Here is a 25,883-nt window from a genome sequence, read left to right as displayed (position 1 = left end):
CGGTGAGAGGTCCGCCATCCGGCCGTTCGTGGGGCAGCGGATCAGGCGGCGGGCGCCGTCCACTGCTGGTTGGCCGCTCCGGTGCAGTCCCAGATCTGCAGCCGGGTGCCGTTGGCCGAGCTGGGCCCGGTGGCGTCCAGGCATCTGCCGGAACCGGCGTTGACCAGTTCGTTGCCGCTGCGGTTCCAGGACTGCGCGGCCGTGCCGTTGCAGTCGTAGAGCTGCACCTGGGTGCCGTTGGCGGTGCCGGCGCCGGTGACGTCCAGGCACTTGCCCAGCGCCTGCAGCGTGCTGCCCGAGGCGGTCCACTGCTGGGCCGCGGTGCCGTTGCAGTCGTAGAGCTGGACGGCGGTGCCGTTGGCGGAGCTGCCGCCGGCGACGTCCACGCACTTGCCGCCGTAGCCGGTGATGGTGCCGGTGTGGCCGGGCGCGGTGCCGCCGCTGCCCTGGGTGCCGGACCAGGTGAAGGTGGCCGAGGCGCCGCCGGGCAGGGTGTAGGCGAAGTTCTCGTTGCCCCAGTTGACCCGGACCTGCTGGGGCGAGGAGGACTCGTTGTAGGCGATCAGCGCCTTGGAGCCGTCGGGGTTCCGCCAGGCGACGTTGCGGATCGTGGAGTTGTCGTTGGACGCGATCCGGTAGGCGCCGGGCTTCACGAACTTCGTCAGGTGGCCCATGGTGTAGTACTCGACCGTGTAGTCCACCTGCCCGCTGCGGCTGTCCCCGTTGTGGACGGTGATCAGGCCGGTGCAGGTGCCGCAGCCGCCGTTGTGCGGGCCCATGTTCTGATCGACCGCCAGGCTCCACTTCACCCAGCTCTGGCCCCAGTTGCGGGTGTAGTCGATCAGGTTCTCCATGTCCTCCTTCTGCTGGTTGCCGATCCAGGTGCCGCCGGAGTGCTCGGTGTCGAAGGACGGCACGTTCGGGTACTCGTTGTGGATCGTGGTCTGCTCGGTGACACTGCCCTCGTAGCCGTGCCAGGCGATGCCGCCGAAGTTGGGGTCGTTGCGGATGCTCGCGTCGTCCAGCGTGGGGGCGGCGTAGCTGTCGTAGGAGTCCGGGTTCCAGTCCAGCGCGAGGACCTTGGTGGACAGGCCAGCGCTGTGCAGGGCCGGCAGCAGGTCGTTCTTGGCGAAGTAGGCCAGGCCCGAGCCGTTCCACTGGGCGCCGGGGTAGTCGCCGCCGACGGTGGGCTCGTTCTGCTCCGAGACGTAGTCGATCGGCACGCCGGCCGCCTGGTACGCCTGGATGTACTTCACGAAGTACTGGGCGTAGGCGGCGTAGTACTGCGACTGGAGCCAGCCCTGGATGTAGGAGCCGTTGTCCTTCATCCACGGCGGCGGGGTCCAGGGGGTGCCCATCACCTTCAGGCTCGGGTTGAGCTGCTTGGCCTGCTTGGTGAGCGGGAGGATGTCGGTCTGGTCGTGCGCGATGGAGAAGTGCGCGAGGCTCGGGTCGGTCTGGCCGGCCGGCATGTCGTCGTAGGTGTAGCTGTAGCGGGCGAGGTCCGAGGCGCCCATCGGGTTGCGCAGGAAGTCGATGCCGATCCCGTTGACCGGGTCGAAGAGCTTCTGCATGACCTGGGTGCGGGTGGCGGAGGACAGGGCGCCGCTGGAGTTCATCAGCCAGGCGGCGGTGTCGGTGAAGGAGGCGCCCGCGCCGGTGAACTGCTGGTAGCGGGTGTTCTCGTCGACGGTGATCTGCTGGCCGGAGCCGCCGGTGCCGGACCCGAAGGTGACCGGTGCCTGCTGGGCGAGCCCCTGGGTGACGTTGCGGCCGCCGGAGTCGTTGGTGGTGGTGAGGTAGACCTGGACGCTCTCGCCGGCCGCGTGGGCGGTGGCCGGCATGAGGAGGACGGGGGTGACGGCCGCGGCAGCGGCGGTCAGCGCTCCGACCAGGGTCCGCCGTACCCGGGTTCTGCCCGCGCGGGGGCGCGTTGCTGCGCTCATGATTCGTTGCCCTTCTCGGCAATGATGGCATGGGCCTGACAGGGATGGTGCTGCGCATGCCGTGAAACAGGCCGGGCAACCGCGTGGCGAGGGGGCCCACACGCTTGTTCCACCACTTGTTTCACGGCTTATATCGCGACGTGATTTAACTCGCGGGCCAGGAGGGCGTCAAGGTGCGGCACCTGGTTCGAATGCGTGAAACATCATGTAACACAAGGGAGTTGCCCCGCAGGGTGCCGATGACCTGCGGGGTATTGGTCTGGACCGCAGAAAGCAGCCGCTGGCGTCTTCGCTCCGCTCCCGGGGGTCAGGCCCGTACCGCGGAGATCTCCAGCCGGACGTAGTCCACCACCGGCTCGGCGAGGCGGGCCGCGACCGCCTTCACGAAGGGCTCGCGCTCGGCGTCGGCCATCGCGTCCAGCTGCGGGCCGAGGATCACCGTGGCGAGGAAGGACTCCAGCTGCTCGCCGGGGGCGAAGGCCGCCGGGTCGGGGCGCAGCCGTACCTCGATGTCGGTGAAGCCGGCCGCCGCGAGCCGGGCCCGGGTGTCCTCGACCCCGGCGAACTCCCAGGTGCCGGAGGGGGTTCCGGTGACCTCGGCGACGGCCGCGTTCACCGCGGCGATGTTGCCGCGGCCGCCGCAGTCGCTGACCAGCCGGGCGCCCGGGCGCATCCGTGCGGCCAGGGCGGCGAAGAGCGCGGCGTGGTCCTCGATCCAGTGGAAGGCGGCGACGCTGAAGACGGCGTCCACCTCGCCCTCGAAGGGCAGCGGCCGCGTCAGGTCCGCGTGCACGACCTCCACCCGGTCGAGCCGCCCGGCCAGCCGCTGCCGCAGCTGGTCCAGCATCCGGACCGAACCGTCCAGCGCGACCACCCGCCCGGCCGGCAGCCGGTCCAGCAGCCCTTCGGTGTCGCGGCCGGTACCGCAGCCCGCGTCCAGCACCCGCTCGTCCCCCTTCAGTGGCAGCCGGGCGAGAGTGCGGCGGCCCCAGCGGAGGTGCGGCAGGGGCAGCGAGTCGTAGGCGGCGGCGTCCCATTCGCGGGGCATGGCGGGTCCCTCCATCAGGGCGGTCGGGCATCGGGCGGTCAGGCGTCCTCGGCCCGCGGCCGTCCCTGGGGCGCCCGCGGCCCGTCCCGGCTCACGCTACGCCCGGCGGTCCGTATGGTGACACCCGCGTCTCAGATAGTGATTCGCGGATCGCTCGACCAGGCGGGTTTGCGGTCCTTGTCGACGAGCAGCGCCCGTACGCCCTCGTGGAAGTCCGGCTCCCTGGCGACCTTGCAGGCGTACGCCAACTCCCGTGCGAGGCAGTCCTCCAGGCTCGCGCCCTCGCCGGCGGCGAGCAGCTCGGCGGTGACCGCGAGGCTCATGGGGCTGGCCCGGTCCAGCTGGTCCAGGGTGTCGCGCGCCCAGGCCGCGTCCTCGCCCTGCCCGCGCTCTTCGGCGGTCAGGCGGGCCCGCACCTCGGCGAGGCCGGGGGCGGAGAAGCAGCGGGCGATCGCGGGCAGCCGGCCGGTGAGTTCGGAAGGAGGCGGCGGGACGGCGCGGCGGGCCAGCGCCGGGGCGGGGTCCGCGCCGCCGGCCAGCTCGGCCTGCAGCGCGGGCAGTTCGGCGGCCGGCACGTAGTGGGTGGCCAGGCCGCACTCCACCGCCGCGGCGCCGTTGATCCGGGCGCCGGTCAGGCCCAGGTAGCGGCCGACGGAGCCGGGCAGCCGCGGCAGGAAGTACGTGGCACCGATGTCGGGGAAGAAGCCGATGGCGGTCTCCGGCATGGCGAGCAGGGCGCGCTCGGTGACCACCATGGCGGAGCCGTGCACCGAGATGCCGAGCCCGCCACCCATCGCGTAGCCGTCCACCAGCGCGGTGTACGGCTTGGGATAGCGGGCGATCATCGCGTTCAGGGCGTACTCGGCGGCGAAGTAGCCGCGCACCTGCTCGTCGTCGCCCCTCATGCCCGCCTCGCGGACCGCGCGGATGTCGCCGCCGGCGCAGAAGGCCTTCGGCGAGGTGCTGGACACCAGGACGGAGCGGACCGCGGGGTCGTCCCGCCAGGCGGCCAGTGCCTCGGTCAGCTGCCGGACCATCTCGGCGTCCAGGGCGTTCAGGGCGGCCGGGCGGTTCAGCTCCAGCAGTGCGGTGCGGCCGGGCCGGGTGCGGACGACGGGCTCGGCCGCCGGGGGGTGCGCCATGGGGCTCCTTTGTCGGTCGCCCCCATCCAAACACCCGTGCCACCGCCCTCGGGGGTGAGCCCCGTCACCGCCGAGGGGTCAGCCCGATCACCCCGGGCGCAGACCGTCTCCACCCGCGGTGCACGGCGGCGGCCCCGGCGGATTGGTAGGGTCGGAGCGGGCCGTGACTGGCGCGCTGGGATGGACCGAACCATCGGGAAGCGGCCCGTGGGAAGTGCTGTGCCGTGCGCCTGGGCCGTTCGCCGTACCGTCGTAGATCGCCGTCTCCGGAGGACCCATGGCCGAGCAGCCGTCCACCAGTACCGTTTCGACCGCCTTCCGCAGTGCCCTGGACGTGATCCGCGAGGTGGAGCCGCGCGTCGCGGACGCCATCGCCGCCGAGGTCGCCGACCAGCGCGAGATGCTCAAGCTCATCGCGAGCGAGAACTACGCCTCGCCCGCCACCCTGCTGGCCATGGGCAACTGGCTCAGTGACAAGTACGCCGAGGGCACCGTGGGCCGCCGCTTCTACGCCGGCTGCCGCAATGTGGACACCGTGGAGTCGCTCGCCGCCGAGCACGCCCGCAGTGTCTTCGGCGCCGCCCACGCCTATGTGCAGCCCCACTCGGGGATCGACGCCAACCTCGTGGCCTTCTGGGCCGTCCTGTCCCAGCGGGTGGAGAGCCCGGCACTGGAGAAGGCCGGGGTACGCCAGGTCAACGAGCTGTCCGAGCAGGACTGGGCGCAGCTGCGCGCCGACTTCGGCAACCAGCGGATGCTCGGGATGTCCCTGGACGCCGGCGGCCACCTCACCCACGGCTTCCGCCCGAACATCTCCGGCAAGATGTTCGACCAGCGCAGCTACGGCACCGACCCGGTGACCGGCCTGCTCGACTACGACGCGGTGCGCGCCGCCGCGCGCGAGTTCCGGCCGCTGATCATCGTGGCGGGCTACTCCGCCTACCCGCGGCTGGTGAACTTCCGGCTGATGCGGGAGATCGCCGACGAGGTGGGCGCGACCCTGATGGTCGACATGGCGCACTTCGCGGGCCTGGTCGCGGGCAAGGTGCTCACCGGCGACTTCGACCCGGTGCCGCACGCGCAGATCGTCACCACGACCACCCACAAGTCGCTGCGGGGCCCGCGCGGCGGCATGGTGCTGTGCGACGACTCGCTCGCCGAGCACGTGGACCGCGGCTGCCCGATGGTCCTCGGCGGCCCGCTGCCGCACGTGATGGCGGCGAAGGCGGTGGCGCTGGCCGAGGCCGCGCGCCCGGAGTTCGGCACCTACGCGCAGGCCGTGGTGGACAACGCGAAGGCGCTCGCCGAGGGCCTGCTGACGCGCGGCGCCAAGCTGGTGACCGGCGGCACCGACAACCACCTGGTGCTGATCGACGTCTCCTCCTACGGCCTGACCGGCCGGCAGGCGGAGGCGGCGCTACTGGACGCCGGCATCGTCACCAATCGCAACGCGGTACCGCAGGACCCGAACGGCGCCTGGTACACCACCGGCATCCGGATCGGCACCCCGGCGCTGACCACGCGCGGGCTCGGGCCGGCGGAGATGGACGAGATCGCGGGGCTGATCGACACGGTGCTCGACGGCACCAGCCCGGCCGCCGCGGCCAAGGGCGGCACCTCCAAGGCGAACTACGTCCTGGACGCCTCGATCGCCGACCAGGTGTCCCGCCGGGCCGCCGACCTCCTCGCCGGCTTCCCGCTCTACCCCACGCTCGACCTGCAGTAGGTCCCGCGGACAGCGCGAAGGGCGCCGGGGTGTTCCCGGCGCCCTTCGGCGTTGTGGCGAGGGCCTGCTCGGCCCTGCGGCATCTCGCGAGGTGCCGCGAGGGCCTGCGGCTTTTCCGCGGGGTCCCTGTTGGGACCCCGCGGTCCCTGCGATGCCGCAGCGGCGTCGCTTACGAGAAGGACCAGATGACCCCGTGGTCGGCGATCGTCAGCGCGACCATGAGGACGAGGTCGGCGATGCCGAGCGCGAGGCCCAGCAGGGCGCGGCCGCGCCGCCGGGTGCCGCGGCCGAGGGCGACCAGGGCGAGCACGATGGCGACCGGGCCGAGCACGAAGTTCAGGACGAGCAGGCCCGGCAGGCCGAGCAGGAAGGAGGCGACGGCCATCCCGTCCGCGTCCCGGCTGCGTTCGGCCGGGCGGCCGCTGGTGACCGGGTGGACTGCGGAGTTCACGATGTTTCCCTTCGGGGACGTACGTGCACGTACGGCGGTTGGGGGTGGCTCAGCCGCGGCGGCGGCCCAGGCGCTCGCGTACGGCAAAGGCGAGCAGCCAGGCGGCGATGCCGATGGCGGCCAGGGTGAAGACGGTGAGCGAGGTGTGGGCAGCTGTGCCCATCAGGATCCCCATGCCCAGCAGGAGGAGGACCAGGCTCATCTCCGCTGCACCTCCAATGAGTTGGAGTTTCGGCTGACAGTTGTTCACTGACATCTCCAGTGTACGGTGGCGAAAGTCGGAGAACAGTTGTTTACTGAATGACATGAGTCACAGTTCCGGCGTCCGCCAGGTGCAGAAGCAGCAGACCCGGCAGGCCCTGCTGGACGCGGGCCTCCGGCTGCTGGAGCACCAGAACCTCAGCAGCCTGGGCCTGCGCGAACTCACCCGCGAGGTGGGCGTGTCGCCCGCGGCCTTCTACCGGCACTTCCCCGACATGGCCGGTCTCGGTGTCGCTCTGGTCGGCGAGGCCCTGGGCAGCCTGCACGCCACGATCCGCGCGGTGCTCGCCCAGGGCGCCGGCGCCGCGGGCAGCGCGCAGAACGACGCGCTGATAGAGGCGAGCGTCGCCCTGACCGCCGACTACGTGGCCGACCACCGCCCGCACATCCGCTTCATCGCCCGCGAGCGGCACGGCGGGGTGGGCCCGGTACGGGCGGCCATCGCGGCCGAACTCGACCGGTTCGCCGACGAGGTGGCCGCGGGGCTGGCCACCCAGCCCGACTCCGCCAGGTGGTCCGCGGCCGACCTGCACGTGCTCGCGCAGCTCTACGTCGACCACATGGTGGCCACAGCCGCGGCCCTGCTGGAGGTCCCGCCCGACGACCGGGCGGGCCACGAGCGCATCCTCGCGGCGGCGCGGCTGCGGATGCGCGTCATCGCCGTCGGCAGGCGCCACTTCTTCGACGCGGACGCGTGAGCGGGGGCGGGCGCGGCGCCCCTCCGGGGGATGAGCGGGCCGTTTGGAGCCGGTACGGATGCCACCGGACACCCGCACCGGCTCTCCCCCGCCGGCCCGTCCCTCCCCCGTCGGGCATGCGGCACCCCGGAGGGCGCCGCGGGCTCGATCATGTATCGGACACACCGGTAGAAGCGAGGACAGAACGCGCCACCTCGCGGACAGAACGCGCCAGTTGGCGCGTAAGCTGCGTCAACGCCCCCTTGCGGCCGCCCGCGGAGGGCCCGCCATGACGCCGACCGCCGGAGTACCGGTTCCATGCTTGCCGCCCCCACCCCCGCGCCCGCCCCACCGCCCCCACCGGACGACGGCCGCGATGCCGGCGGCCGGCCCGGCCCGGTGCCCGCGCTGACCGAGTCGGTCGTGGTGCCCCGGCTGATCGCGCTGGGGGCGAGCACCGGGCCGGCGGAGGCCCACGGGCTGGTCCGGGCGGCGGGGCTGCCGCACGCGCTGAGCGCCCCGGAGACCGTCAGGACCCCGTCGGCCGCCACCTACCGGCTGTGGGGAGCCGTCCTCGCCCGCACCGGGCGGCGGGACGCGGGACTGCTGGCCGCCCGTGGCTACCGGCCCGGGATGCTCGACGTGTTCGACTACCTGATCGGCACCGCGCCCACCGTGGGCGAGGGCCTGGCCCGCGCCGCCGCGCACATCCACCTGGTGAGCAGCAATTCCCTGCTCACCGTCGCCGAGGACGGCGACGAGGTGCGGATCGGCTACGGCGTGCACCGGGGCGACGGCGAACTGCGCGGCGTGGTGGCCGAGTTCTCCCTCGCCGTGCTCACCTCGGTGCTGCGCTGCGCCACGGCCGGCGAACTCACCCCGCTGCGGGCGGACTTCACCCACCGGGCACCCTTGCGTACGAGTGGCTACGCCGAAGCCTTCGGCGGCGCCCGGATCGGCTTCGGCGCGCCGGCCGACACCATCACCCTGCGCCGGGACGACCTGGAGCGGCCGCTGGCGACGGCGGACCCGGCCCTGGCGGCCATCATGCTGCGGGCGGCTGCCGCCACCCCGGCCCCCGCCCTGGCGCAGGACGGTCCCGTGCCGGGGCTGCGCGCGGTGATCGCCGCCCAACTGCCGTGCGGGCGGCCCTCACTGGCGGACGCGGCCCGGTGCCTTGCGATCAGCCCGCGTACGCTTCAGCGCAGGCTCGGCGAGGCCGGCACGACCTGGCGGGCCGAGCTGGACGAGGTCCGCCGCGAGCGGTTCGGCGGGCTGCGCGAGCAGGGCGCGGGCTCCGCCGAGCGCGCGGCCCGGCTCGGCTTCGCCGAGTCGCGGTCGCTGCGCCGGGCGATGAGCCGGTGGGACACCGCCCGCGGGACCGACGAGGGGCGCCGCACCTCCGGCGCCGGACAGGAGGCAGGCACACCCATGACGACCTGCGACCCCGGACAGCCGGTGCGCCCCGCGCGCACCAAGCGGGCGAACGAAGAGCGCGGCGGGCACGAGGAGTTCGGCACCGACGCGGGCCCGGCCGCCCGCCGCCGCACCGGACCCGCCGAGCAGGCGGCCTCCGGCCGCACCCCGCGACCTGCTGAAAGCCTCGGCGGCCATGAGCAGTTCGGCCAACCCCTACAGCCGGGCCCCGGCGGCACCGGCCGTTCCGCGGACCCGCGCACGGCGCCCGCCGGCGAAAGCCGCCGTGGGCACCAGGAGTTCAGCGAGGGCGGGGAGCCGGCCTGCTGGCTGGACCGGGTCTGCGAGGAGTGCGGCGCCTTCCGCGAGACGCCGGCGCCGGTCTGCGCCCGCTGCGGCACCCCCTTCCCCGGGGCGGCGGGCCGCCTGACGGAATTTCAGGAGCCGCCGGGGCACGGCTCCTCGGCACCGGAGGGCGAGCGGTGAGCGGGCCGGCCGGAGTGCTCGTCTTCAGCGCGACCGCGGGCTACCGGCACGAGTCCATCGCCGCGGGAGCCGCCGCGCTCGCCGAACTGGCCGAGGAGTCGGCCCTGTTCGCCCTGCACACCGAGGACCCCGACGACCTGCGGCCCGACGCGCTCAACGGCTGCGCGGCCGTGGTCTTCCTCTCCCCCACCGGTGAGGTGCTGCACGACCGGTCCCGGGCCGCGCTGCGCGACTTCGTCACCGGCGGCGGGGGTTTCCTCGGCGTCCACGCGGCCACCTGCGCGGAGTACGGCTGGCCGTACTACGGGAAGTTGCTCGGCGCGCGCTTCGAGGGGCACCCGGAGATCCAGACCGCCGAGGTGGACGTGCACGACCGCGACCACCCGGCCACCGCCCACCTGCCGGCCCGCTGGCGGTGGACCGACGAGTGGTACGACTTCCGCTCCGGGCCCGAGGGCCGGGGCCTGCGGCTGCTGGCCTCGGTGGACGAGAGTACGTACGAGGGCGGCCGGACGGGGTCGCCGCACCCGGTGGTGTGGTGCCACGAGCCGGGCCTGGGCCGGGTGTTCTACACCGCGCTCGGCCACGCCCCGGCCGCCTACGCCGACCCGGACTTCCGCCGCCACCTGCGCGGCGCCCTGCGCTGGTGCGCGCGCCTGGAGGACTGAGCCCAACGCGGGCCCCGCACCGGGCCCCGCGCGGCCCCGTACCGCAGGGAACTCGGGTGCGCAGCCGTCCCGGTGGGTGCCTCCGGTTGCGCACGGGGGCGCGCGAACCGGAGCGCGCGCCGCCATTTCGGGGCGGTGGGGGGCGCGAACCGCGACGGCCCTACTACGCTGAGTCGTCCACAGCACATTCGACGGCACCGGGGAGTCGGGAGGGCCGTTCATGGACGCTGGTTCAGGGCACGGGGAGCGGGACATCACCAGGACGGGCGGGCAGCCCGCGGATCAGCTGGCGCGGCTGCTGGACCGCGCGGAGAACGGAGAGCAGGCCGCGATGCACCTCGCCGGGGTGCACGCGGCGCTGATGCACTACTGCGGCCTGCAGTCCTGCCGCCACACCAAGAGCCCGCCGCGGCCGATGGAGCGCCGCACCTACCGGCACAGCTTCCTGCTCCCGGACGGCGGGGTCCGGGTGCTGTGGGAGCTGGAGCACGACACCGACGCCGACGGGGTGCTGCGGCGGTGGGTGTTCACCGACCGGGGCGACCTCGCGGTGGCCGAGTGGGAGGCCGATGCCGCGTTCGGGCCGTTCGCGCCCGCCCCGGCCCCGCTGGAGGAGCCGGCGGGCTTCGGCACCGCGGAGGCCGCCGCCATGCTGCTGCCCGAGCAGGACGGCTGCCGCCGCGCCTACACCGAGAAGGGCTCACCCGAGCACGCCCGCCGGCTGCTGCGCCGGGCGGCCAACGACAACGCGCCGGGCCCCGAGGTGCACCTGCGGTTACGGAGTTCGGTGGCCCACACCATCGGTATCGTCACCCGCCGCAGCGCGGTGGTCCGCGGCCGGCTGGTGTCCTGGTCGCTCTACGAGCACGCGTTCCTGCTCCCGGACGGCACGGAGGTGAGCCTGTGGGAGATCGACCACACCCGCACGCCGAGCGGCGACCCCGTCTGCGAGGTGTACCTGTCGCGTGACGCCGCTCTGGACACCGCGGTCCGCCGCATCGAGGCCGGCTGACCCGCACTCGCGTCGGCCGTTCCCGTGGCGGGGGCCGCCAGCGGGGGCCGCGGTCAGCACCCGGTCAGCAGGGGCCGTCCGCAGCCCCGGGATCGAGGGTGGCGATGGCCTCGGCTATCGCGCGGAAGCGGTCCTCGCCGAGCGGTTCGAGCACGCGGGAGCGCAGGGCGCGCACCAGGACGCCGGAGGCTTCCCGCACGGATTTCGCGCCTGCCTCGGTCAGCGCGGTGTAGACGACCCGGCGGTCGGCGTCGGAGGGGCGGCGCTCCACGAGTCCGGCCTCCGCCAGCCGGTCCACGACCTTGGTCGTACCGGCGGTGGAGAAGCCCAGGGCGGCCGACAGCTGGTTCATCGGGGCCGCCTGGCCCGGGGCGGTGACCAGGAACATCAGGGCCTGGAAGGAGGAGGGTGCGAGCCCCTGCCGTTCCTCGACGTCGGCGAGCAGGTCGTCGGTGAGGCGGCGTACGCCGGAGTGCAGGCCGTGCCACTGCTGGAGCAGGGCCAGCTCGGCCGCCTGCGGGCAACCCGGTGCCTCGTCCGGCTTCGCCGGGCGCTCCACTCCTGGGGACACCGGTTCCACTGCCATGCTCCCAGGATAGCCGCAGGCTATTATCTCGCTGGCTATCTAATATCGGGTACTGTGTTGAGCACTCAATGACCCGGACGGCCCATTCCTCCCGTCCCACGGGCCCCCACCAGCAGAAGGACCACCGCCATGCCGAACGTGACCGCCACCGCAGGTACCTGGGTTCTGGACCCGGCCCGCTCCTCCGTGCGCTTCCGCAGCAAGACCTTCTGGGGGCTGGCCACCGTGAAGGGCGTCTTCGGCACGGTCGAGGGCGGGGGCGAGGTGGCCGCGGACGGCACCGCCCGCGGCACTCTCACCATCGACGCGGCCTCGGTGGACACCAAGAACGGCAAGCGCGACACCCACCTGCGCTCGGCCGACTTCTTCCACGCCGAGGAGCACCCCTCGATCGTCTTCACCGCCGCCGGGATCAGCGCCCCCGCCGAGGGCTCCGGCGTGGTCGAGATCGACGGCGAGCTGACCGTCCGGGGCGTGACGCGCCCGCTGTCCTTCCCCGCGCAGGTCTCCCTCACCTCGCCCGAGGAGGCCGTCCTGGAGGCGGAAGTCACCGTGTCCCGCGCGGACTTCGGCATCACGTGGAACCAGCTCAACATGATGCCGGCCCCCACGGTCCTCTCGGTGACGGCCGCCTTCCACCGGAGCTGAGCGGGAACGGGCCGCGCCGCTGCGGTTCCCTGCGGTGCCGACGCCCGGCGAGCGGTTCTCGCGCAGTTCCTCCCCCAGAGCTTCGCCTGGGAGGTACCCCCAGCGCCCCCGAAACGACCTCACCGTCACCCGCAGAGCGAGGCCGTACAACCTTGGGGCGCGGCGACCGCGCGGGCAACAACGCGGCGCGGCCATCGGCAACGGCGGGGAGCCGCGCCCGCGACGGCACGTGCGGACGGTGTCAGCCAAGGCCGGCGTCGAGGGAGACCACGGTGAAGTCACTGAGAGCCACGACGAGTTGGCCTGCTTGGACCCAGGGCAGGCGCGGGTCGTTGTAGGGGAAGACCATGGCGTCGACGGCTTCGTAGCCGTGTTCGCAGCGGTGTTCGTGGCCGTGGCGGATGGGGCGGTGGAGGATGCCTTTGACGCCGTAGGGGGCCCAGCTGCGGACGCGCAGCGGAGTGGTGCCCTTGCGCAGGTGCGGGCAGGCGCGGACGGACCAGTGGGCGCAGGGGCGGCATACGGGCGGGTGGGCGGTCAACTCCCGTTCGGGGTCCAGCTCGTGGGGCTCGGCGTCGATGAGCCAGAGGACTCCGTCTGCGGTGCGGTCGGCGGGGCCGCCGCAGACCTGGCAGCGCAGGCCGCTCATGCACATTCGCTGCCGCAGTGCGTGGACGGCGCCGAACTGCGGGCGTCCGCGGCCTGGTTGGGAGGGGTCGCGGACCCAGAGCACTCCGTGCTCGTCGCGGTCGTACGAGCGCTCGTCCGGGTAGCCGATCCCCAGCGCGCGCGCTCCGCGCCGGAACACCACGTCCACCGACTGGTGCTCACCGCTCCACTTCGTGATGAACGGCACCGCGGCGGATGAGGGGCGCGCTCCGGGCGGCGTCCGGGTGGGCGAGGGTCCGGTGGACTTGCCCATCACGCCTCCCCGTTGACCGCTGCCGGCATCAAGCGCGTATCCGGGAGCGGTGGTGGTCCCTGGTGTGCCGTTCGGGCATGGTGGGCGGCGGCCCATTGGGTACGGGCCTCGACCAGCGCCGGGATCGCGACGTGTTTGAGGCGGTCGGCGATCCTCTCCAGGGCGCGGGCCACGCGGCCGACATCGGCGACACCCAGACCGCTGATCATCTCGTCCTCGGTGACGCTGATGGCGATCACCGGCACACCGGTCTGCGTGTCCGAGAACGGGTTGCAGTGCAAGGACACCCCGAACACCACGCACGGCTGGAGGTCGGACGGCCGGTTCGAGGGCAGCACCTCGCCCTCGAACAGCTCCCCGTACAGGTGCATCTCCTCCAGCACCGCCGGCAACCGCCCCGGCACCACCCCTGCGGCACTGGGGTCGTTGGCCGCCCACGCCGGTAAGAACCCGCGCACCACCTGCCCGTCGGAGGTGGTGATCGTCCACGTCCGCCCCTCGTCGACCTCGGCACCCGAACCCGACAAAGCGGCGCCGTCCTGTTCGTCCTGCACCATGTCCTCCACGTCCTCCACGTCCTCCATCTCCTCCACTCGTGCGTGTTCTTCCGGCTCCGGCGGATCTTGCAGCTCGGCCCAGACCGTCTTGCCCCAGGACCGCACGTCCGCGCCCCAGTCGGACGCCAACGCGGCGACCAGGAGCAGCCCGCGCCCGCCCTCCGCACCGCCACCCGGCGCGCGCAGCACCGGCCGCACCTGCGAGAAGTCCGAGACGGCAACCCGCACCCGACGCGGAGCAAGGCGCTCGACGGCAACGCGGACGCCCGGGCCCGGGGCGTGGCGGACGGCGTTGGCCACCAACTCGCTGACGACCAGCCCGCCGTCCTCCGCCGGCCCTGCCAGCCCCCACGCCGCACACGCAGCCCCCACGAGACGCCGCGCGGCACCGGCGCTCTCCGGCAGAGACGGCAGCGTTTCGCAGTACCCGGGGTGCCCGGTCGGTCGGGATGCAACGGTCACGGTCATCAAGACCCTCATCGAATGGGCAATACGGCCCGGCCCGCTTCAGAAGGGACGAAGGTGCCCGTTCGAGCACTCGTCCTGCCATCCCTTCCGGCGCCGGCCTGTCACTCAGTCAACGCCGCTTGCTGACGGAGCGTGAGGTAACCCTGCCGCGGCTCTCTTTGAGAGCAACCGGTAATTTCGCAAGCCGCCCAAGTGCTGAGATCTCGTGACCTCGCTACCGTGAACGTGTGGAAGCGAACAGGCACTTGGCGGAGGCGCTGGGCAAGGCCGGCCTGACCCAGGGCGAGTTAGCCGACGTCGTCAACGACCACCTCCGGTCGCTCGGTCGCGAGGGCACCGTGACCGACCGCACCGTGCGGCAGTGGCTGACCGGGAAGACCCGCTGGCCCCACACCCGTCAACGCGAGGCCCTGGAGCGGTTGTTCGGCTGCACCGCCGAGGAGTTGGGCTTCGTCCGACCGCCCAGCCGACGAGATCCGACCCGGACGGAGGACCCCGTGCTCCGCAGAAACTTCCTTGCCGCCGCCGGCACGGCAGCCGCTTCCGTCCCGCTGGGTGGCAGTCGCCCCTTCACCGTGGGCACCACCGACGTCATTCGGCTGCGCAACGGGCTGGACAGGCTGACGGCCCTGGACAACACGAAGGGCGGTCATGAGGATCTGGAGAGGGCCGCGCTCAGAGGAGCGGCGAAGGCGCTGGAACTCCAACAGCACGGCGCTTCCCAGCGCATTCGCCGGCGTCTGTTCAGCGTCGCGGCCAACTACACAGCCATGGCGGCCCAGAGCACCATGGATGCCCGGGCTTTGGAGCGCACCGGCGTTCACCTGAGGGAAGCGCTGTATCTGGCGGGGATGGCAAAGGACCCCATTGCCCAATTCAGGGTGTGGAATCTCCAGGCCATGCTCGCGGGTCACCTCAACGAGCCTCCCGCGGCCGTGGACGCGGCGCTGGCAGCCCAGGCCACGGCCGTTACACGTCAGGACCCGCTATTCGCCTCACTCGCACACGCACGTACGGCAATCAGCCATGCTCGCGCAGGGAACCGGCAAGGCGCCCTGCGGTCATTGGGCTACGCCGAAGCCGCCCTGGCAAAGGCCCCGGAGGATGAGCCCCGGCCTTCATGGATGGCGTTCTACGGCCACGGCGAACTTCTCGCCCTGACTGCCATCGCCCATGACTCCATCGCGCTCCCGGCCAGCGCCGAAGCTGCTTCCCACCGCGCGCTGGCGGCAATCCCCGAGGGCTTCCGGCGCAATCGCGGCCTTGCCACCGCTCGATTGGCCTTGGCCCAGCTCCACCAGGGCGACGTCGAGCAGGCATGCTCCACCGCTGTGCACGTCTTCGCCGTCATGGACGACGAACCCCTCCCGGGCCGCATGCGCTCCTTGCTCGGCGACTTCCACCGCGACTTGATCACCACCGCGCCGAACACCCCCGCCGCACGGGAGTGGACCGACCTCTACCGAAACCACTGGAGTCAAGCGTGACCACCGCCGAGGCCCTGGAACTGCGCCACTTCGGCCACGACGACCTGCCCCTCATCAGGCAGACCCTCATCGACATGCACGCAGAGGTCTACGCCGCCGCGATGATCAGGGATGAGTTCTACCGGAAATTTCCCTGGTTCGTGGACCACTGGGGCGGCCGTCCGGACTTCTCCTGCGTGATCGCCTACGACGGCGACGAACCGGTGGGCTTCGCCTACGGCGCCCCCGCCGTCGAAGGGCGGGAGTGGTGGCGCCGCCACCTCGTTGCCGCCCCGGAGAAGGAGCGCACCTTCCACTTCTCGCAGTTCCTGGTGCGCGAGCGCTGGCGCAAGACCGGCGCGTCCAGCCGGCTGCACCGCGCCCTCATGGACCCTCGCGGCGAAGATCTCGCCGTACTCCTCGTGGACGCCACCCATCCGAAAGTCCAGGCCCTCTACGAGTCCTGGGGCTACCACCAGATCGGCCGCGACCAACCCTTCGCGGACTCACCGGTGTTCGCCGTCATGCTCGCCGAACTCCCGCTCCCCTGACGCAAACCGAACACCGCGAAGGCCCCCACCTCACCGCCCGCCCCGGTCCCTGGCGCCCCCAAGAGCGGCAACCCGCCGCAGGAGTTTCCGACGGCCCGAGTGCCGCCCGGCAGACGGCTGCTCGCGCAGTTTCCCGCGCCCCAGGCGGTACGTCGCTCGCTCTGCACACAAAGGGCAAGCCCAAGAGGGGCGCGGGGAACTGCGCGCCCAGGTAATGGCGGGCTGCAGGCGGCAGCGGCGGCGAACCCCACCGGCGCGCTACCGCACCCGCACAAGCGCGGCAGCCGCACATCCCTTGACACAAGCGAAAGCAAGCCGCAACCATCACCCCGTTGGGAGAGCGCTCTCCGAAGCGGGGCCGCTCTCGCGCGCCCCCCACCCTCCGGAGCACCCTGATGCGAGCGTCACCCTCCCCCACCCACCCCCTGCGCACCCTCCTGCTCGCCCTGCTCGCCGCCGGGCTGGCCCTGTACGCCCTGGCCGTACCCGCCCCGCAGGCGCACGCGGCCGACGCCCTGCTCTCCCAGGGCAGGCCCGCCACCTCCTCCAGCACCGAGGGCGACGGCTACGCGGCCGCGAACGCCGTGGACGGCAACACCGCGACCCGCTGGGCAAGTTCGTGGAGCGACCCGCAGTGGCTCCAGGTCGACCTCGGGGCGAGCGCCACCCTCGACAAGGTGGTGCTCGCTTGGGAGAACTACGCGACCGCGTACCAGATCCAGGTCTCCGACGACGCCTCGCACTGGACCAGCGTCTACTCCACCACCACCGGCTCCGGCGGCACCCAGACCCTGGCGGTCAGCGGCTCGGGCCGCTACGTGCGGATGTACGGCACCATGCGCCAGAACGGATACGGCTACTCCCTCTGGGAGTTCCAGGTCTACGGCACCGCGGGCGGCTCCGGCGGCACGACGGGCGGCGGCACCGGCGGAGGCGGCACTCCCCCGCCCGGCGACTGGACCACGCTGTGGAGCGACGGCTTCGACGGCTCGGCCGGCAGCCCGCCCGCCCCGGCCGACTGGACCATCGACACCGGCACCGCCTATCCGGGCGGCGCCGCCCAGTGGGGCACCGGCGAGGTGGAGACCGCGACGAACTCGCCGGCCAACGTCTCGCTCGACGGCAGCGGGCACCTGGACCTCACCGCCCTGAAGTCCGGCGGCAGTTGGACCTCGGGCCGGGTGGAGACCAAGCGCAGCGACTTCGCCGCCCCGGCCGGCGGCCGGCTGCAGATCTCGGCGGTGCTCAAGCAGCCCGACCCGGCGAAGGCGCTGGGCTACTGGCCGTCCTTCCGCGCGATGGGCGCCGGCTACCGCGGCAACCCCTCGGCGTGGCCCGCGGTGGGCGAGAGCGACATCATGGAGGACGTGAACGGCCGCGGCCAGCTGTCCGCGACCCTGCACTGCGGCACCGCCCCGGGCGGCAACTGCGCCGAGTACGACGGCCTGACCAGCGGCCTGGCCTCCTGCACCGGCTGCCAGAGCGGCTACCACACCTACTCCGAGGTCATCGACCGCACCACCTCCGACGAGCAGATCCGCTTCTACCTCGACGGCCACCAGATCTGGCAGGTCAACGAGTCGCAGGTCGGCACCGCCACCTGGCAGGCGGCCTTCGACCACGGCGTCTACGTCGACTTCAGCCTGCGGATCGGCGGTTCGTACCCCAACGCGGTGTGCGGCTGCACCTCGCCGGCCGACGACACCTCCTCCGGCGGCGTGCTGAGCATCGACAGCGTCACCGTCTCGCAGACCACCGGCAGCGCGCCGCCGCCGCTGACCGACCCGCCGGTGCCCTCCGGCGGCAGCAGCGTGCACGTGACCGGGAGCCAGGGCAACTGGCAGCTCACGGTGGACGGCAAGCCCTGGCAGGTCAAGGGCATGACCTGGGGCCCGGCGACCTCGACGGCCGACGCCCATATGCGCGACCTGAAGGCCATGGGCGTCAACACCCTGCGCACCTGGGGCACCGACGCCACGAGCAAGCCGCTGCTGGACTCCGCGGCCGCCTACGGGCTCAAGGTCATCAACGGCTTCTGGCTGAACCAGGGCGCGGACTACGTCAACGACACCGCGTACAAGAACGACACCCTCAACGCGATCAAGCAGTGGGTGACCGCGTACAAGGACAACCCCGGCGTGCTGATGTGGGACGTCGGCAACGAGGTCATCCTCACCACGCAGGACCACTTCAGCGGCGACCAGGTCGAGCAGGAGCGGATCGCCTACGCGAAGTACGTCGAGCAGGTGGTGCAGGCGATCCACGCCATCGACCCCAACCACCCGGTGACCTCGACGGACGCGTGGACGGGCGCCTGGCCGTACTACAAGCAGTACACCCCCGACCTGGACCTGTACGCGGTCAACTCCTACGGCGCGGTGTGCAGCGTGAAGCAGGACTGGGTCAACGGCGGCTACACCAAGCCCTACATCGTCACCGAGTCCGGCGAGGCGGGCGAGTGGGAGGTGCCGAACGACGCGAACGGCGTGCCCACCGAGCCGACCGACACCCAGAAGCGCGACGGCTACCTGTCGGCGTGGAACTGCGTCTCCGGGCACACCGGCGTCGCGCTGGGCGCCACCCTCTTCAACTACGGCCAGGAGAACGACTTCGGCGGCGTGTGGTTCAACGTGCTGCCCGAGGGCTGGAAGCGGCTGTCGTACTACGCGGTCGCCAAGGACTATGGCGGCTCGCCGCAGGCGGACACCCCGCCGGTGATCGGCTCGATGACGCTGAGCAACACCAGCACAGTGCCGGCCGGCGGGCAGTTCACCGTCACCGCGCCGGCCACCGACCCCGACGGCGACTTCGTGCGCTACCAGCTGATGTACTCCTCGAAGTACGTGGACGGCGGCACCGGGCTGCACCAGGTCGCCTTCACGCAGACCGGCGACGGCGCCTTCACCGTCACCGCGCCCGCCACGCTCGGAGTGTGGAAGGTCTACGTCTACGCCTACGACGGGCACGGCAACGTCGGCATCGAGACCCGGTCCTTCCGCGTGGTGGCGCCCACCGTCGGCGGCCCGGACCTCGCGCAGGGCCGGCCCACCACCGCCTCCACCTACCAGGCCACCGGCGACGGCGCCCCCTTCCCGGCGGGCAACGCCACCGACGGCAAGTGGGACACGCGGTGGGCCAGCGAGTGGAGCGACCCGCAGTGGCTCCAGGTGGACCTCGGCCAGGTGACCGCGATCCGGCACGTCCAGCTCGGGTGGGAGGCCGCCTACGGCAAGGCGTACCAGGTGCAGGTCTCCACCGACGGCTCCTCGTGGACGACGGTGTACGCCACGAGTTCGGGCGCGGGCGGGGTGGAGACGCTGGACGTCTCCGGCTCGGGCCGCTACGTACGCGTGAACATGACCCAGCGGGGGACGGCGTACGGCTACTCGCTCTACGAGTTCGGCGTCTACGGCTGACGGCGGGCGACCGGGCGGGCGCCCCCCATCCCGCGATCGGGTGGAGGGTGCCCGCCCCGGTGCGGGTGAGGGGGCCGGGGCGGGGCGCGGTGGCCTGTGGGGGGCCGCCGCACCGCGCCCCGGCTGCGCCTTCGCCAGGCCGGGCGGGCGCCGGGGGGACATGGGAAAGGCGGCTGGAAAGGGGGGCCGGCGGGGATCGGCGAGGCAGGTGCGAGACGCCCGGAGAGCGCTCTCCTGCATGGTATAAAGACAGGTATGAGCCAGATCCCCCGCCGCCCGCGCATGCCGACGCTGGAGGACGTCGCGCGCCAGGCCGGGGTGTCGCGGGCGACGGTCTCCCGGGTGGTCAACGGCACGCGCAACGTGGACCCGGAGATCCAGAAGGTCGTGCAGGAGGCCGTGGCGGTGACGGGCTACGTGCCCAACCGGGCCGCCCGCACCCTGGTGACCCGCCGCACCGACGCGGTCGCCCTGGTCTTCTCGGTGCCGGACCGCCCGGAGGACGACCCGTTCCTGGGGCGGGTGTTCGGCGACCCGTTCTTCGGCCGGATACTGGGCGGGCTGCTCACGGTGCTGCGGCCGCGCGGGGTGCACCCGGTACTGATGCTCGCCGACTCGCAGCGGGCCCGCGAGGAGCTGGCGGGCAGCCTGCGCCAGGAGCACATCGACGGTGTGGCGGTGGTCTCGATCACGCCGGACGACCCGCTGCCCGAGCTGCTGGGCCGGGCGCAGGTGCCGGCGGTGCTCTTCGGCCGGCCGGCGGCCGCCGAGGTCCCGGTGAGCTTCGTGGACATCTCCCAGCAGGCCGGGGCCCGCCAGGCCGCCGACCATCTGGTGGCCCTGGGCCGCACCCGGGTCGCCACGATCGCCGGGCCGCAGGACTCGCCGGCCGGCCGCGATCGGCTGCGCGGCTTCCGGGAGGCGATGGCCGGGCACGGGCAGCGCGATGTGCCGTGCGTGGCGGGCGACTTCACCCAGGTGGGCGGCGAGAAGGCGATGCGGGAGCTGCTGGCCGCCGAGCCGGGATGCGACGCGGTGTTCGCGGCGAACGACCTGATGGCGCAGGGCGCCCTGCATGTGCTGCGGGAGGCGGGCCGCAGGGTGCCGGAGGACGTGGCGGTGGTCGGCTTCGACGACAGCAGTGCCGCGCTGGCGGCGCGCCCGCTGCTGACGACGGTGCGCCAGCCGATCGAGGACATGGCCGCGGAGATGGCCGAGTTGCTGCTGCTGTCGCTCAACGACCCGGATCAGCCGACGCGTTCGGTGATCTTCCGGACGACGCTGGTGCGGCGCCAGTCCGCGTGAACGGGGCCGCGGCCGAACGGGGCGGCGCGCAAGGGCAGTCGGGAGGAAGTCGCGGGGAGGGCGTCTGCGGCCACCGCTGCTGTCCGGCGGGCCGGGCGGTCACCGCGTCATTCGGCGGGGACGGCGATGGCGGTGGCGACCAGGCCGCCGCGGGCGATCCAGCGGCCGGTGAACACCTCGGGACCGGCGCCGCCGCTGAGCAGGGGTCCGGGGAGGAGCACCCGCGCGGTGTAGCTGCCGCCGTTCGCGGAGGCGGGCCCGTCGAAGAGGAGTTCGCACTCCTCGAAGCCGAGCATGCGGTGGTGGTGGGGGTGCCACGCCTTGTAGACGCTCTCCTTGGCGCTGAACAGCAGCCGGTCCCAGTGGATCGCGGGCTCGGCGGCGGTGAGTTCGGCCAGGGCGGCGCGCTCGCGGTCGGTGGAGTGGATGGCGCCCAGCACGCCTTCGGGCAGCGGCCCGTCGGGCTCGGCGTCGATGCCGAGGGCCAGGATCTGCGCGCTGCGGGCCACAGCCGCGGCCCGGTAGCCGTCACAATGGGTGATGCTGCCGATGACGCCCTTGGGCCACACCGGCGCCCCGCGGTCGGCGTTGTCACGCGGTATGGCCACGGGCTTCTCGCCGAGGGCGGCCAGGGCCTCGCGGGCGCAGGCGCGCCCGGCGGCGTGCTCGGCGCGGCGTTTGGGCACCGCGCGGGCGACGGCGGGCTCCTCCTCCGGGTAGAGAGGCGCGTGGTCGAGTTCGTCCCCGTAGGCGGCGCGGGTGCGCACGGCCGGCGGCAGCAGATGCTCGATCACCGGCGGACCCCCTGCCGGCCGGGCAGGATGCGGCGCAGCCCGGGCGCACCCGAGGGACGGGCGCCCCACTCGCGGGGGTAGCCGAGCGAGACCTCGGTGAAGCGGACGCTGTCGCGCCAGATGACCCGCGGGATGTGCAGGTGGCCGTAGACGACCTCGGTGGCGTGGAAGCGGGTGTGCCAGTCCTCGGTCAGCTCGGTGCCGCACCACAGGGCGAAGGAGGGGTGCCGCAGGACGGCGGTGGGGTCGCGGTGCAGCGGCCAGTGGTTGGCGAGCACGGTGGGCAGGCCGGTGTCCAGCGCCTCCAGCCGGCTCGCGGTCTCGGCGACGCGGGCCCGGCACCAGTCGTCACGGCCGGGCAGCGGGTCGGGGTGGAGCAGCACCTCGTCGGAGCAGATCACCCCGAGGTCGCTCGACTGTGCCAGCGCCTCCTCCTTGGTGGTGGCCCCGGGGGTGCCGTCGCGCCAGGTGTAGTCGTAGAGCAGGAAGAGCGGGCAGACCGCGACGGGCCCCTCGGGGCTCTCCCAGATCGGGTACGGGTCCTCGGGGGTGACCACGCCGAGCGCGCGGATCTCCTCGACCAGCCGGCGGTAGCGGGCCTCGCCGCGCAGGGTGACCGGGTCGCGGGGGTGGGTCCACAGCTCGTGGTTGCCCGGCAGCCACAGCACGGTGGAGAAGTGCTGCTTGAGGGTGCGCAGCGCCCACAGGATGTCGTCGAAGATCTCGCCGACGTCCCCGGCGACGATCAGCCAGTCCTCGTCGCTGCCCGGCCGCATCTCCTCCACCAGCGCCCGGTTCGCCTCGTACCCGACGTGCAGGTCGCTGATGGCAAGGAGTTGCGGAGCGGTGGCCGTGGGTGTCTGCACGCTCTGATCCTCCCAGACCCCACCCGGGTCCCGCCAACCCCTACTTCTGCGCACAGCGGGTGAATCACCCGGATTCGTCCGGTCTTTCAGGCCGCTGCGCGCAGGCCGGTGCGGTCCAGCCAGGACGACAGGGCGGCAGCGATCTCCGCGGGCCGGTCCTCGGGGGCATGGTGGCCGGCCTCGCCGCAGTCGGCGGTCTCCAGCGCCGCGATGTTCCGTGCGCACCAGGCGGCCGCCTCGTCACCGATGAGCAGGCTGGGGGCACCGTGGAAGGTCAGCAGCAGCTTGGGCACGTCGGTGCTCCGGGCGAGCCAGGCGTCGAAGTGCTCGATACGGGCGACCAGTTCGGCCGGCTCGCCGTCGATCGGCATCTGCCGGGCCCAGGCGAGCAGCGGCCGACGGCTCTGCGGTGTGGGGTAGGGGGCCAGGTAGGCGGCGAGGTCGGCGGGCGCGACGGGGGTGCGGACACCGCCGGTGAACGCGCTGCGCAGGAAGGCGTTCTCCTCCAGCACCATGCGCTCGCCTGCACCCGGGGTGCGCACCCGCTCGAAACGCTCGCGGGCCTGCGGTGAGAGGTCGGCCGAGGCCATGGGCCGTACGACGGCTTCGAGGAAGGCGATGCCGCGCACCCGTTCGGGGTGCCGGGCCGCGTGGTCGAAGGCGAGGGCGCCGCCCCAGTCGTGGCCGACGAGCACCACGTCCCGCAGTCCGAGCGCGTCGAACCAGGCGTCCAGGTAGGCGGCGTGGTCGGCGAAGGAGTAGTCGATGGCGGGCTTGCCGGAGCGGCCCATGCCGATCAGGTCCGGCGCCAGCAGCCGCCCGGGCCCGACGGCGGGCAGCACGTTGCGCCACAGGTGGGAGGAGGCCGGGTTGCCGTGCAGGAACACGATCGGCGTGCCGGTGCCGGTGTCGAGGTAATGGATCGCGGAGTCGAGGACATCGATGGTGGGCATGCGGGGGCCCGCCTTTCGGGAGGCGCTCGATGAGCACATGAACGTTTGTCGCACTAACGAATCTAGACTGTTAGTGCGACTAACGCAATGCGCTTCCGCGGGCGCCCGAGGGTGCTTCGGGCCGCTTGGGCCGCTTCGGGGGCGCTCCCCCGCCGTGGGCTCAGTCGCGGTCCACGAGCACCGCCGAGCCCTGGCCGACGCCGACGCACATGGTGGCCAGGCCGCGGGTGGCGCCGGTGCGGCGCATGCGGTGCAGCAAGGTGGTGAGGATGCGGGCGCCGGAGCAGCCGAGCGGGTGGCCCAGGGCGATGGCGCCGCCGGTGGGGTTGACGAGTTCGGGGTCGATGCCGAGCAGGCGGACGGCGGCCAGCGCCTGCGCGGCGAACGCCTCGTTGAACTCCGCGGTCTGCACCGAGTCGATGTCCCGGCCGAGGCGGGCCAGCGCCCGGCGGGTGGCGGGCACGGGGCCCAGGCCCATGACGTCGGGGTGGACGCCCGCGCTGGCGCCGGCCACGTAGCGCCCGAGGGACTCCAGGCCGAACTCCTCCAGCGCCTCCTCGCTGACCAGCAGCAGCCCCGCGGCCCCGTCGTTCATCGGCGAGGAGTTGCCCGCGGTCACGGTGCCGCCGGCCCGGAAGACCGGCCGCAGGGCGGCGAGCTTGTCGGCGGTGGTGTCCTCGCGGATGCCCTCGTCGCGGGTGACGGTGTCGCCGTCGGGCCGCTCCACGGGCAGGATCTCGTCGTCGAAGAGGCCGTTCTTGCGGGCGTCGGCGGCGTTGCGGTGACTGCGCAGCGCGAAGGCGTCCTGGTCCTCGCGGGTCACGGCGTGCCGCTCGGCGACCTCCTCGGCGGTCTCGCCCATCGAAAGCACGCCGTGCAGGTCGCGCATCCGCGGGTTGGTGAACCGCCAGCCCAGGCGGGTGTCGTAGGTCTCCAGGCCGCGCGGCAGCGCCTCGTCGGGGCGGGCCAGCACGAAGGGGGCGCGGCTCATCGACTCCGAGCCGCCGGCCAGCACGACGTCGGCCTCGCCCGCGGCGATGGCGCGGGCGGCGGTGGTGACGGCCTCCATGCCGGAGGCGCACAGCCGGTTGACGGTGGCGCCGGGCACGGTGTCCGGCAGCCCGGCGAGCAGGACGGCCATCCGCGCCACGTTGCGGTTGTCCTCACCGGCCTGGTTGGCCGCGCCCCAGTAGACGTCGTCCACCCGGGCGGGGTCGAGCGCGGGGGCGTCGGCGAGCAGGCCGCGGATCACGGTGGCGGCGAGGTCGTCGGGCCGGACGGTGGACAGGGCTCCGCGGAGCCGTCCGATGGGGGTGCGGCGGGCTGCGGCGAAGTGGACAGGGCGCATCGGGCGGCTCCTCTACGGGAAAACTAGCACTGCGAGTTTACGTGGGGTCCAGGCCGTCGTACAGCTTCGCCAGCAGCGCGTGGAGCTGCGCCTGCTCGGCGGCGTCGAGGGGGGCGAGGATGCCGTCCTGGACGACGGCGGCGCCCAGCGCGAGCCGTTTCAGCGCGGCCGCGCCCTCCTCGGTGAGGCTCACCAGCACCCGCCGCCGGTCCCCGGTGTCCCGCACGCGCTCCACCCAGCCGGGGGCGGCGAGGTCGTCCAGCACCTTCACCAGGTCGCTCGGGTCGATCTCCAACCGGCCGCCGAGGTCGCGCTGGGCGTGCGCGCCGAAGTCGCCGAGGGCCGCGAGCACCGCCATGTGCGACATCCGCAGGCCCTCGTCGGCGAGCCGGGCGGCCGTGGCGGCGCGTGCGGCCTTGCCGGTCTTCGAGAGCAGGTAGGTGGTCAGCGAGGTGAGCGTCGGCGGCGGGGTGAAGTCCATCCCCCCATGCTAGGGGTCAACCCATCGTGGGTTGGTACCCACCATTCGGGTATAGAGTGTGGGCCCATCATGGGTGCGCACCCATGAATGGTTGCACCCTATGAAAGGAGCCGAGCCGTATGGACGCGCTTCATCCCCGACTGCTCGTCGCCGACTTCGGCGCCGCCTTCCGCTTCTACGACGGGCTGTTGCCCGCGCTGCTCGGCGCGACCCGCACCCGCGGCGGCGCCAAGGGCCCCTACGCCGCCTGGGATCTGGGCGACCAGGGGCTGCTGTCGCTCTTCGACCGGGCCGCGATGGCCGCCGCGGTGGGCACCGGCGGTCTTCCCCGGGCAGCGGGCCAGGACCAGGCGATGCTGGTCGGCCGGGTGCCGGACGTGGCCGCCGCGCACGATCTCGCCCTCGCGCACGGCGCCGTCTCCGCCGCTCCCCCGGCGGACCGCCCCGAGTGGGGCCCGGGCCTGCGTACCGCGCACGTGCGCGACCCGGAGGGCAACCTGCTGGAGTTCCAGTCGTACTGACCTGCATGAACGCACGGGCCCGGGCGCCGGAAAGGCCTTCCCGGCATCCACCCGCACCCACGCACCCACCCGTCCGGCACACCGAACCGCCCGCCCCCGCGCACCGAACCGCCCGAGCCATCCCGAACCGCCGCGTCCCGCACACCGAAGCCCGGGCCATCCCGAATC

The 25,883-nt window shown here is 73.0% G+C and carries 24 protein-coding genes and 1 riboswitch; of the genes, 11 read left to right on the top strand and 13 right to left on the bottom strand.

The window, feature by feature from the left end; translation table 11 throughout:
* Positions 1–41: 41 nt before the first annotated feature.
* From BLR33_RS19165 to BLR33_RS19155, 3 genes are all read right to left on the bottom strand, one after another.
* Positions 42–1,946 carry a ricin-type beta-trefoil lectin domain protein gene (locus tag BLR33_RS19165; RefSeq protein ID WP_093785738.1) on the bottom strand — a complete coding sequence of 635 codons (1,905 nt, stop codon included), beginning with the start codon at positions 1,944–1,946 and terminating at the stop codon, positions 42–44.
* Between the two features lie 307 nt (positions 1,947–2,253).
* The gene (locus BLR33_RS19160; RefSeq protein WP_093785737.1) at positions 2,254–2,994 is read right to left on the bottom strand and encodes a class I SAM-dependent methyltransferase; all 741 of its coding nucleotides are present in this window, start codon (positions 2,992–2,994) and stop codon (positions 2,254–2,256) included.
* A 131-nt stretch (positions 2,995–3,125) separates the two neighbouring features.
* Positions 3,126–4,136, bottom strand: a complete 1,011-nt coding sequence (locus tag BLR33_RS19155; RefSeq protein ID WP_093785736.1) for an enoyl-CoA hydratase/isomerase family protein — start codon at positions 4,134–4,136, stop codon at positions 3,126–3,128.
* 153 nt (positions 4,137–4,289) lie between these two features.
* Positions 4,290–4,379, top strand: a riboswitch (ZMP/ZTP riboswitch).
* A 34-nt stretch (positions 4,380–4,413) separates the two neighbouring features.
* Between BLR33_RS19155 and BLR33_RS19150 the strand changes: the two genes are divergently transcribed.
* Entirely contained in the window at positions 4,414–5,862 is a 1,449-nt protein-coding gene (locus BLR33_RS19150; protein ID WP_093785735.1) for a glycine hydroxymethyltransferase, read from the top strand.
* Positions 5,863–6,031: 169 nt separating this feature from the next.
* Here BLR33_RS19150 and BLR33_RS19145 read toward each other — a convergent pair whose 3' ends face one another.
* Entirely contained in the window at positions 6,032–6,313 is a 282-nt protein-coding gene (locus BLR33_RS19145) for a DUF4190 domain-containing protein (RefSeq protein ID WP_407639700.1), read from the bottom strand.
* A gap of 49 nt (positions 6,314–6,362) precedes the next feature.
* Positions 6,363–6,515, bottom strand: coding sequence for a hypothetical protein (locus BLR33_RS35265; RefSeq protein WP_176930324.1), 153 nt, complete (start codon positions 6,513–6,515; stop codon positions 6,363–6,365).
* Positions 6,516–6,618: 103 nt separating this feature from the next.
* Between BLR33_RS35265 and BLR33_RS19140 the strand changes: the two genes are divergently transcribed.
* The 4 genes from BLR33_RS19140 (at position 6,619) to BLR33_RS19125 (ending at position 10,833) form a co-directional block, all read left to right on the top strand.
* Positions 6,619–7,272: a TetR family transcriptional regulator gene (locus BLR33_RS19140; protein WP_093785734.1), complete on the top strand. Its 654-nt coding sequence runs from the start codon at positions 6,619–6,621 to the stop codon at positions 7,270–7,272.
* A gap of 297 nt (positions 7,273–7,569) precedes the next feature.
* Positions 7,570–9,153: an AraC family transcriptional regulator ligand-binding domain-containing protein gene (locus BLR33_RS19135; protein ID WP_093785733.1), complete on the top strand. Its 1,584-nt coding sequence runs from the start codon at positions 7,570–7,572 to the stop codon at positions 9,151–9,153.
* Positions 9,150–9,821, top strand: a complete 672-nt coding sequence (locus tag BLR33_RS19130) for a ThuA domain-containing protein (RefSeq protein WP_093785732.1) — start codon at positions 9,150–9,152, stop codon at positions 9,819–9,821. Before BLR33_RS19135 ends, BLR33_RS19130 begins: the two co-directional genes overlap by 4 nt.
* Before the next feature lie 220 nt (positions 9,822–10,041).
* The gene (locus BLR33_RS19125; RefSeq protein WP_093785731.1) at positions 10,042–10,833 is read left to right on the top strand and encodes a DUF6227 family protein; all 792 of its coding nucleotides are present in this window, start codon (positions 10,042–10,044) and stop codon (positions 10,831–10,833) included.
* A 64-nt stretch (positions 10,834–10,897) separates the two neighbouring features.
* Here the strand turns inward: BLR33_RS19125 and BLR33_RS19120 are convergent, their stop codons facing one another.
* Positions 10,898–11,419, bottom strand: coding sequence for a MarR family winged helix-turn-helix transcriptional regulator (locus BLR33_RS19120; RefSeq protein WP_093785730.1), 522 nt, complete (start codon positions 11,417–11,419; stop codon positions 10,898–10,900).
* A 129-nt stretch (positions 11,420–11,548) separates the two neighbouring features.
* Between BLR33_RS19120 and BLR33_RS19115 the strand changes: the two genes are divergently transcribed.
* Positions 11,549–12,067, top strand: coding sequence for a YceI family protein (locus BLR33_RS19115; RefSeq protein WP_093785729.1), 519 nt, complete (start codon positions 11,549–11,551; stop codon positions 12,065–12,067).
* A 241-nt stretch (positions 12,068–12,308) separates the two neighbouring features.
* On the opposite strand, the gene BLR33_RS19110 is transcribed toward BLR33_RS19115, so the two are convergent.
* Positions 12,309–12,989 carry a hypothetical protein gene (locus BLR33_RS19110; RefSeq protein ID WP_245771509.1) on the bottom strand — a complete coding sequence of 227 codons (681 nt, stop codon included), beginning with the start codon at positions 12,987–12,989 and terminating at the stop codon, positions 12,309–12,311.
* Positions 12,989–14,014 carry an ATP-binding protein gene (locus BLR33_RS36955; RefSeq protein ID WP_093785728.1) on the bottom strand — a complete coding sequence of 342 codons (1,026 nt, stop codon included), beginning with the start codon at positions 14,012–14,014 and terminating at the stop codon, positions 12,989–12,991. The genes BLR33_RS19110 and BLR33_RS36955 overlap by 1 nt, the downstream gene beginning before the upstream one ends.
* Before the next feature lie 227 nt (positions 14,015–14,241).
* On the opposite strand from BLR33_RS36955, the gene BLR33_RS19100 reads away from it, so the two are divergent.
* The 4 genes from BLR33_RS19100 to BLR33_RS19085 all read left to right on the top strand — a co-directional run bounded on the left by BLR33_RS19100 (position 14,242) and on the right by BLR33_RS19085 (position 20,752).
* A complete protein-coding gene (locus BLR33_RS19100; protein ID WP_093785727.1) occupies positions 14,242–15,501 on the top strand; it encodes a helix-turn-helix domain-containing protein in 1,260 nt (419 codons plus the stop codon).
* Entirely contained in the window at positions 15,498–16,031 is a 534-nt protein-coding gene (locus BLR33_RS19095; protein WP_245771508.1) for a GNAT family N-acetyltransferase, read from the top strand. The genes BLR33_RS19100 and BLR33_RS19095 overlap by 4 nt, the downstream gene beginning before the upstream one ends.
* A 395-nt stretch (positions 16,032–16,426) precedes the next feature.
* On the top strand, positions 16,427–19,447 hold the full coding sequence (locus BLR33_RS37280; RefSeq protein ID WP_093785726.1) for a galactose-binding domain-containing protein: 3,021 nt from the start codon (positions 16,427–16,429) through the stop codon (positions 19,445–19,447).
* Positions 19,448–19,702: 255 nt separating this feature from the next.
* Positions 19,703–20,752: a LacI family DNA-binding transcriptional regulator gene (locus BLR33_RS19085; protein WP_093785725.1), complete on the top strand. Its 1,050-nt coding sequence runs from the start codon at positions 19,703–19,705 to the stop codon at positions 20,750–20,752.
* A gap of 107 nt (positions 20,753–20,859) precedes the next feature.
* Here BLR33_RS19085 and BLR33_RS19080 read toward each other — a convergent pair whose 3' ends face one another.
* The 5 genes from BLR33_RS19080 to BLR33_RS19060 form a co-directional block, all read right to left on the bottom strand.
* Positions 20,860–21,546 (bottom strand): 4'-phosphopantetheinyl transferase family protein, encoded by a 687-nt coding sequence (locus BLR33_RS19080; RefSeq protein WP_093785724.1) that lies wholly within the window; start codon positions 21,544–21,546, stop codon positions 20,860–20,862.
* Positions 21,543–22,412 (bottom strand): metallophosphoesterase family protein, encoded by an 870-nt coding sequence (locus tag BLR33_RS19075; RefSeq protein WP_093785723.1) that lies wholly within the window; start codon positions 22,410–22,412, stop codon positions 21,543–21,545. Before BLR33_RS19075 ends, BLR33_RS19080 begins: the two co-directional genes overlap by 4 nt.
* Positions 22,413–22,498: 86 nt before the next feature.
* Positions 22,499–23,404, bottom strand: coding sequence for a haloalkane dehalogenase (locus BLR33_RS19070; RefSeq protein ID WP_265737042.1), 906 nt, complete (start codon positions 23,402–23,404; stop codon positions 22,499–22,501).
* Between the two features lie 121 nt (positions 23,405–23,525).
* Complete coding sequence (locus BLR33_RS19065; protein WP_093785721.1) at positions 23,526–24,713, bottom strand: thiolase family protein; 1,188 nt, start codon at positions 24,711–24,713, stop codon at positions 23,526–23,528.
* Between the two features lie 37 nt (positions 24,714–24,750).
* Positions 24,751–25,194, bottom strand: a complete 444-nt coding sequence (locus BLR33_RS19060; protein WP_093785720.1) for a MarR family winged helix-turn-helix transcriptional regulator — start codon at positions 25,192–25,194, stop codon at positions 24,751–24,753.
* A gap of 119 nt (positions 25,195–25,313) precedes the next feature.
* Here BLR33_RS19060 and BLR33_RS19055 point away from each other — a divergent pair, with 119 nt between their 5' ends.
* Positions 25,314–25,715, top strand: a complete 402-nt coding sequence (locus tag BLR33_RS19055) for a VOC family protein (protein WP_093785719.1) — start codon at positions 25,314–25,316, stop codon at positions 25,713–25,715.
* Positions 25,716–25,883: the final 168 nt, after the last annotated feature.

Source organism: Actinacidiphila guanduensis, from assembly GCF_900103985.1.
Lineage (GTDB): Bacteria > Actinomycetota > Actinomycetes > Streptomycetales > Streptomycetaceae > Actinacidiphila > Actinacidiphila guanduensis.
This window is presented reverse-complemented; position numbering and strand designations above follow the sequence as displayed.

Coding starts and splice junctions, on each gene's coding strand:
- BLR33_RS19065 (WP_093785721.1), bottom strand. CDS start 24,713: ATGCGCCCTGTCCACTTCGCCGCAGCCCGCCGCACCCCCATCGGACGG.
- BLR33_RS19085 (WP_093785725.1), top strand. CDS start 19,703: ATGAGCCAGATCCCCCGCCGCCCGCGCATGCCGACGCTGGAGGACGTC.
- BLR33_RS19055 (WP_093785719.1), top strand. CDS start 25,314: ATGGACGCGCTTCATCCCCGACTGCTCGTCGCCGACTTCGGCGCCGCC.
- BLR33_RS19115 (WP_093785729.1), top strand. CDS start 11,549: ATGCCGAACGTGACCGCCACCGCAGGTACCTGGGTTCTGGACCCGGCC.
- BLR33_RS19110 (WP_245771509.1), bottom strand. CDS start 12,989: ATGGGCAAGTCCACCGGACCCTCGCCCACCCGGACGCCGCCCGGAGCG.
- BLR33_RS19125 (WP_093785731.1), top strand. CDS start 10,042: ATGGACGCTGGTTCAGGGCACGGGGAGCGGGACATCACCAGGACGGGC.
- BLR33_RS19140 (WP_093785734.1), top strand. CDS start 6,619: ATGAGTCACAGTTCCGGCGTCCGCCAGGTGCAGAAGCAGCAGACCCGG.
- BLR33_RS19150 (WP_093785735.1), top strand. CDS start 4,414: ATGGCCGAGCAGCCGTCCACCAGTACCGTTTCGACCGCCTTCCGCAGT.
- BLR33_RS37280 (WP_093785726.1), top strand. CDS start 16,427: ATGCGAGCGTCACCCTCCCCCACCCACCCCCTGCGCACCCTCCTGCTC.
- BLR33_RS19155 (WP_093785736.1), bottom strand. CDS start 4,136: ATGGCGCACCCCCCGGCGGCCGAGCCCGTCGTCCGCACCCGGCCCGGC.
- BLR33_RS19120 (WP_093785730.1), bottom strand. CDS start 11,419: ATGGCAGTGGAACCGGTGTCCCCAGGAGTGGAGCGCCCGGCGAAGCCG.
- BLR33_RS19165 (WP_093785738.1), bottom strand. CDS start 1,946: ATGAGCGCAGCAACGCGCCCCCGCGCGGGCAGAACCCGGGTACGGCGG.
- BLR33_RS35265 (WP_176930324.1), bottom strand. CDS start 6,515: ATGAGCCTGGTCCTCCTCCTGCTGGGCATGGGGATCCTGATGGGCACA.
- BLR33_RS19135 (WP_093785733.1), top strand. CDS start 7,570: ATGCTTGCCGCCCCCACCCCCGCGCCCGCCCCACCGCCCCCACCGGAC.
- BLR33_RS19160 (WP_093785737.1), bottom strand. CDS start 2,994: ATGCCCCGCGAATGGGACGCCGCCGCCTACGACTCGCTGCCCCTGCCG.
- BLR33_RS36955 (WP_093785728.1), bottom strand. CDS start 14,014: ATGACCGTGACCGTTGCATCCCGACCGACCGGGCACCCCGGGTACTGC.
- BLR33_RS19070 (WP_265737042.1), bottom strand. CDS start 23,404: ATGTGCTCATCGAGCGCCTCCCGAAAGGCGGGCCCCCGCATGCCCACC.
- BLR33_RS19060 (WP_093785720.1), bottom strand. CDS start 25,194: ATGGACTTCACCCCGCCGCCGACGCTCACCTCGCTGACCACCTACCTG.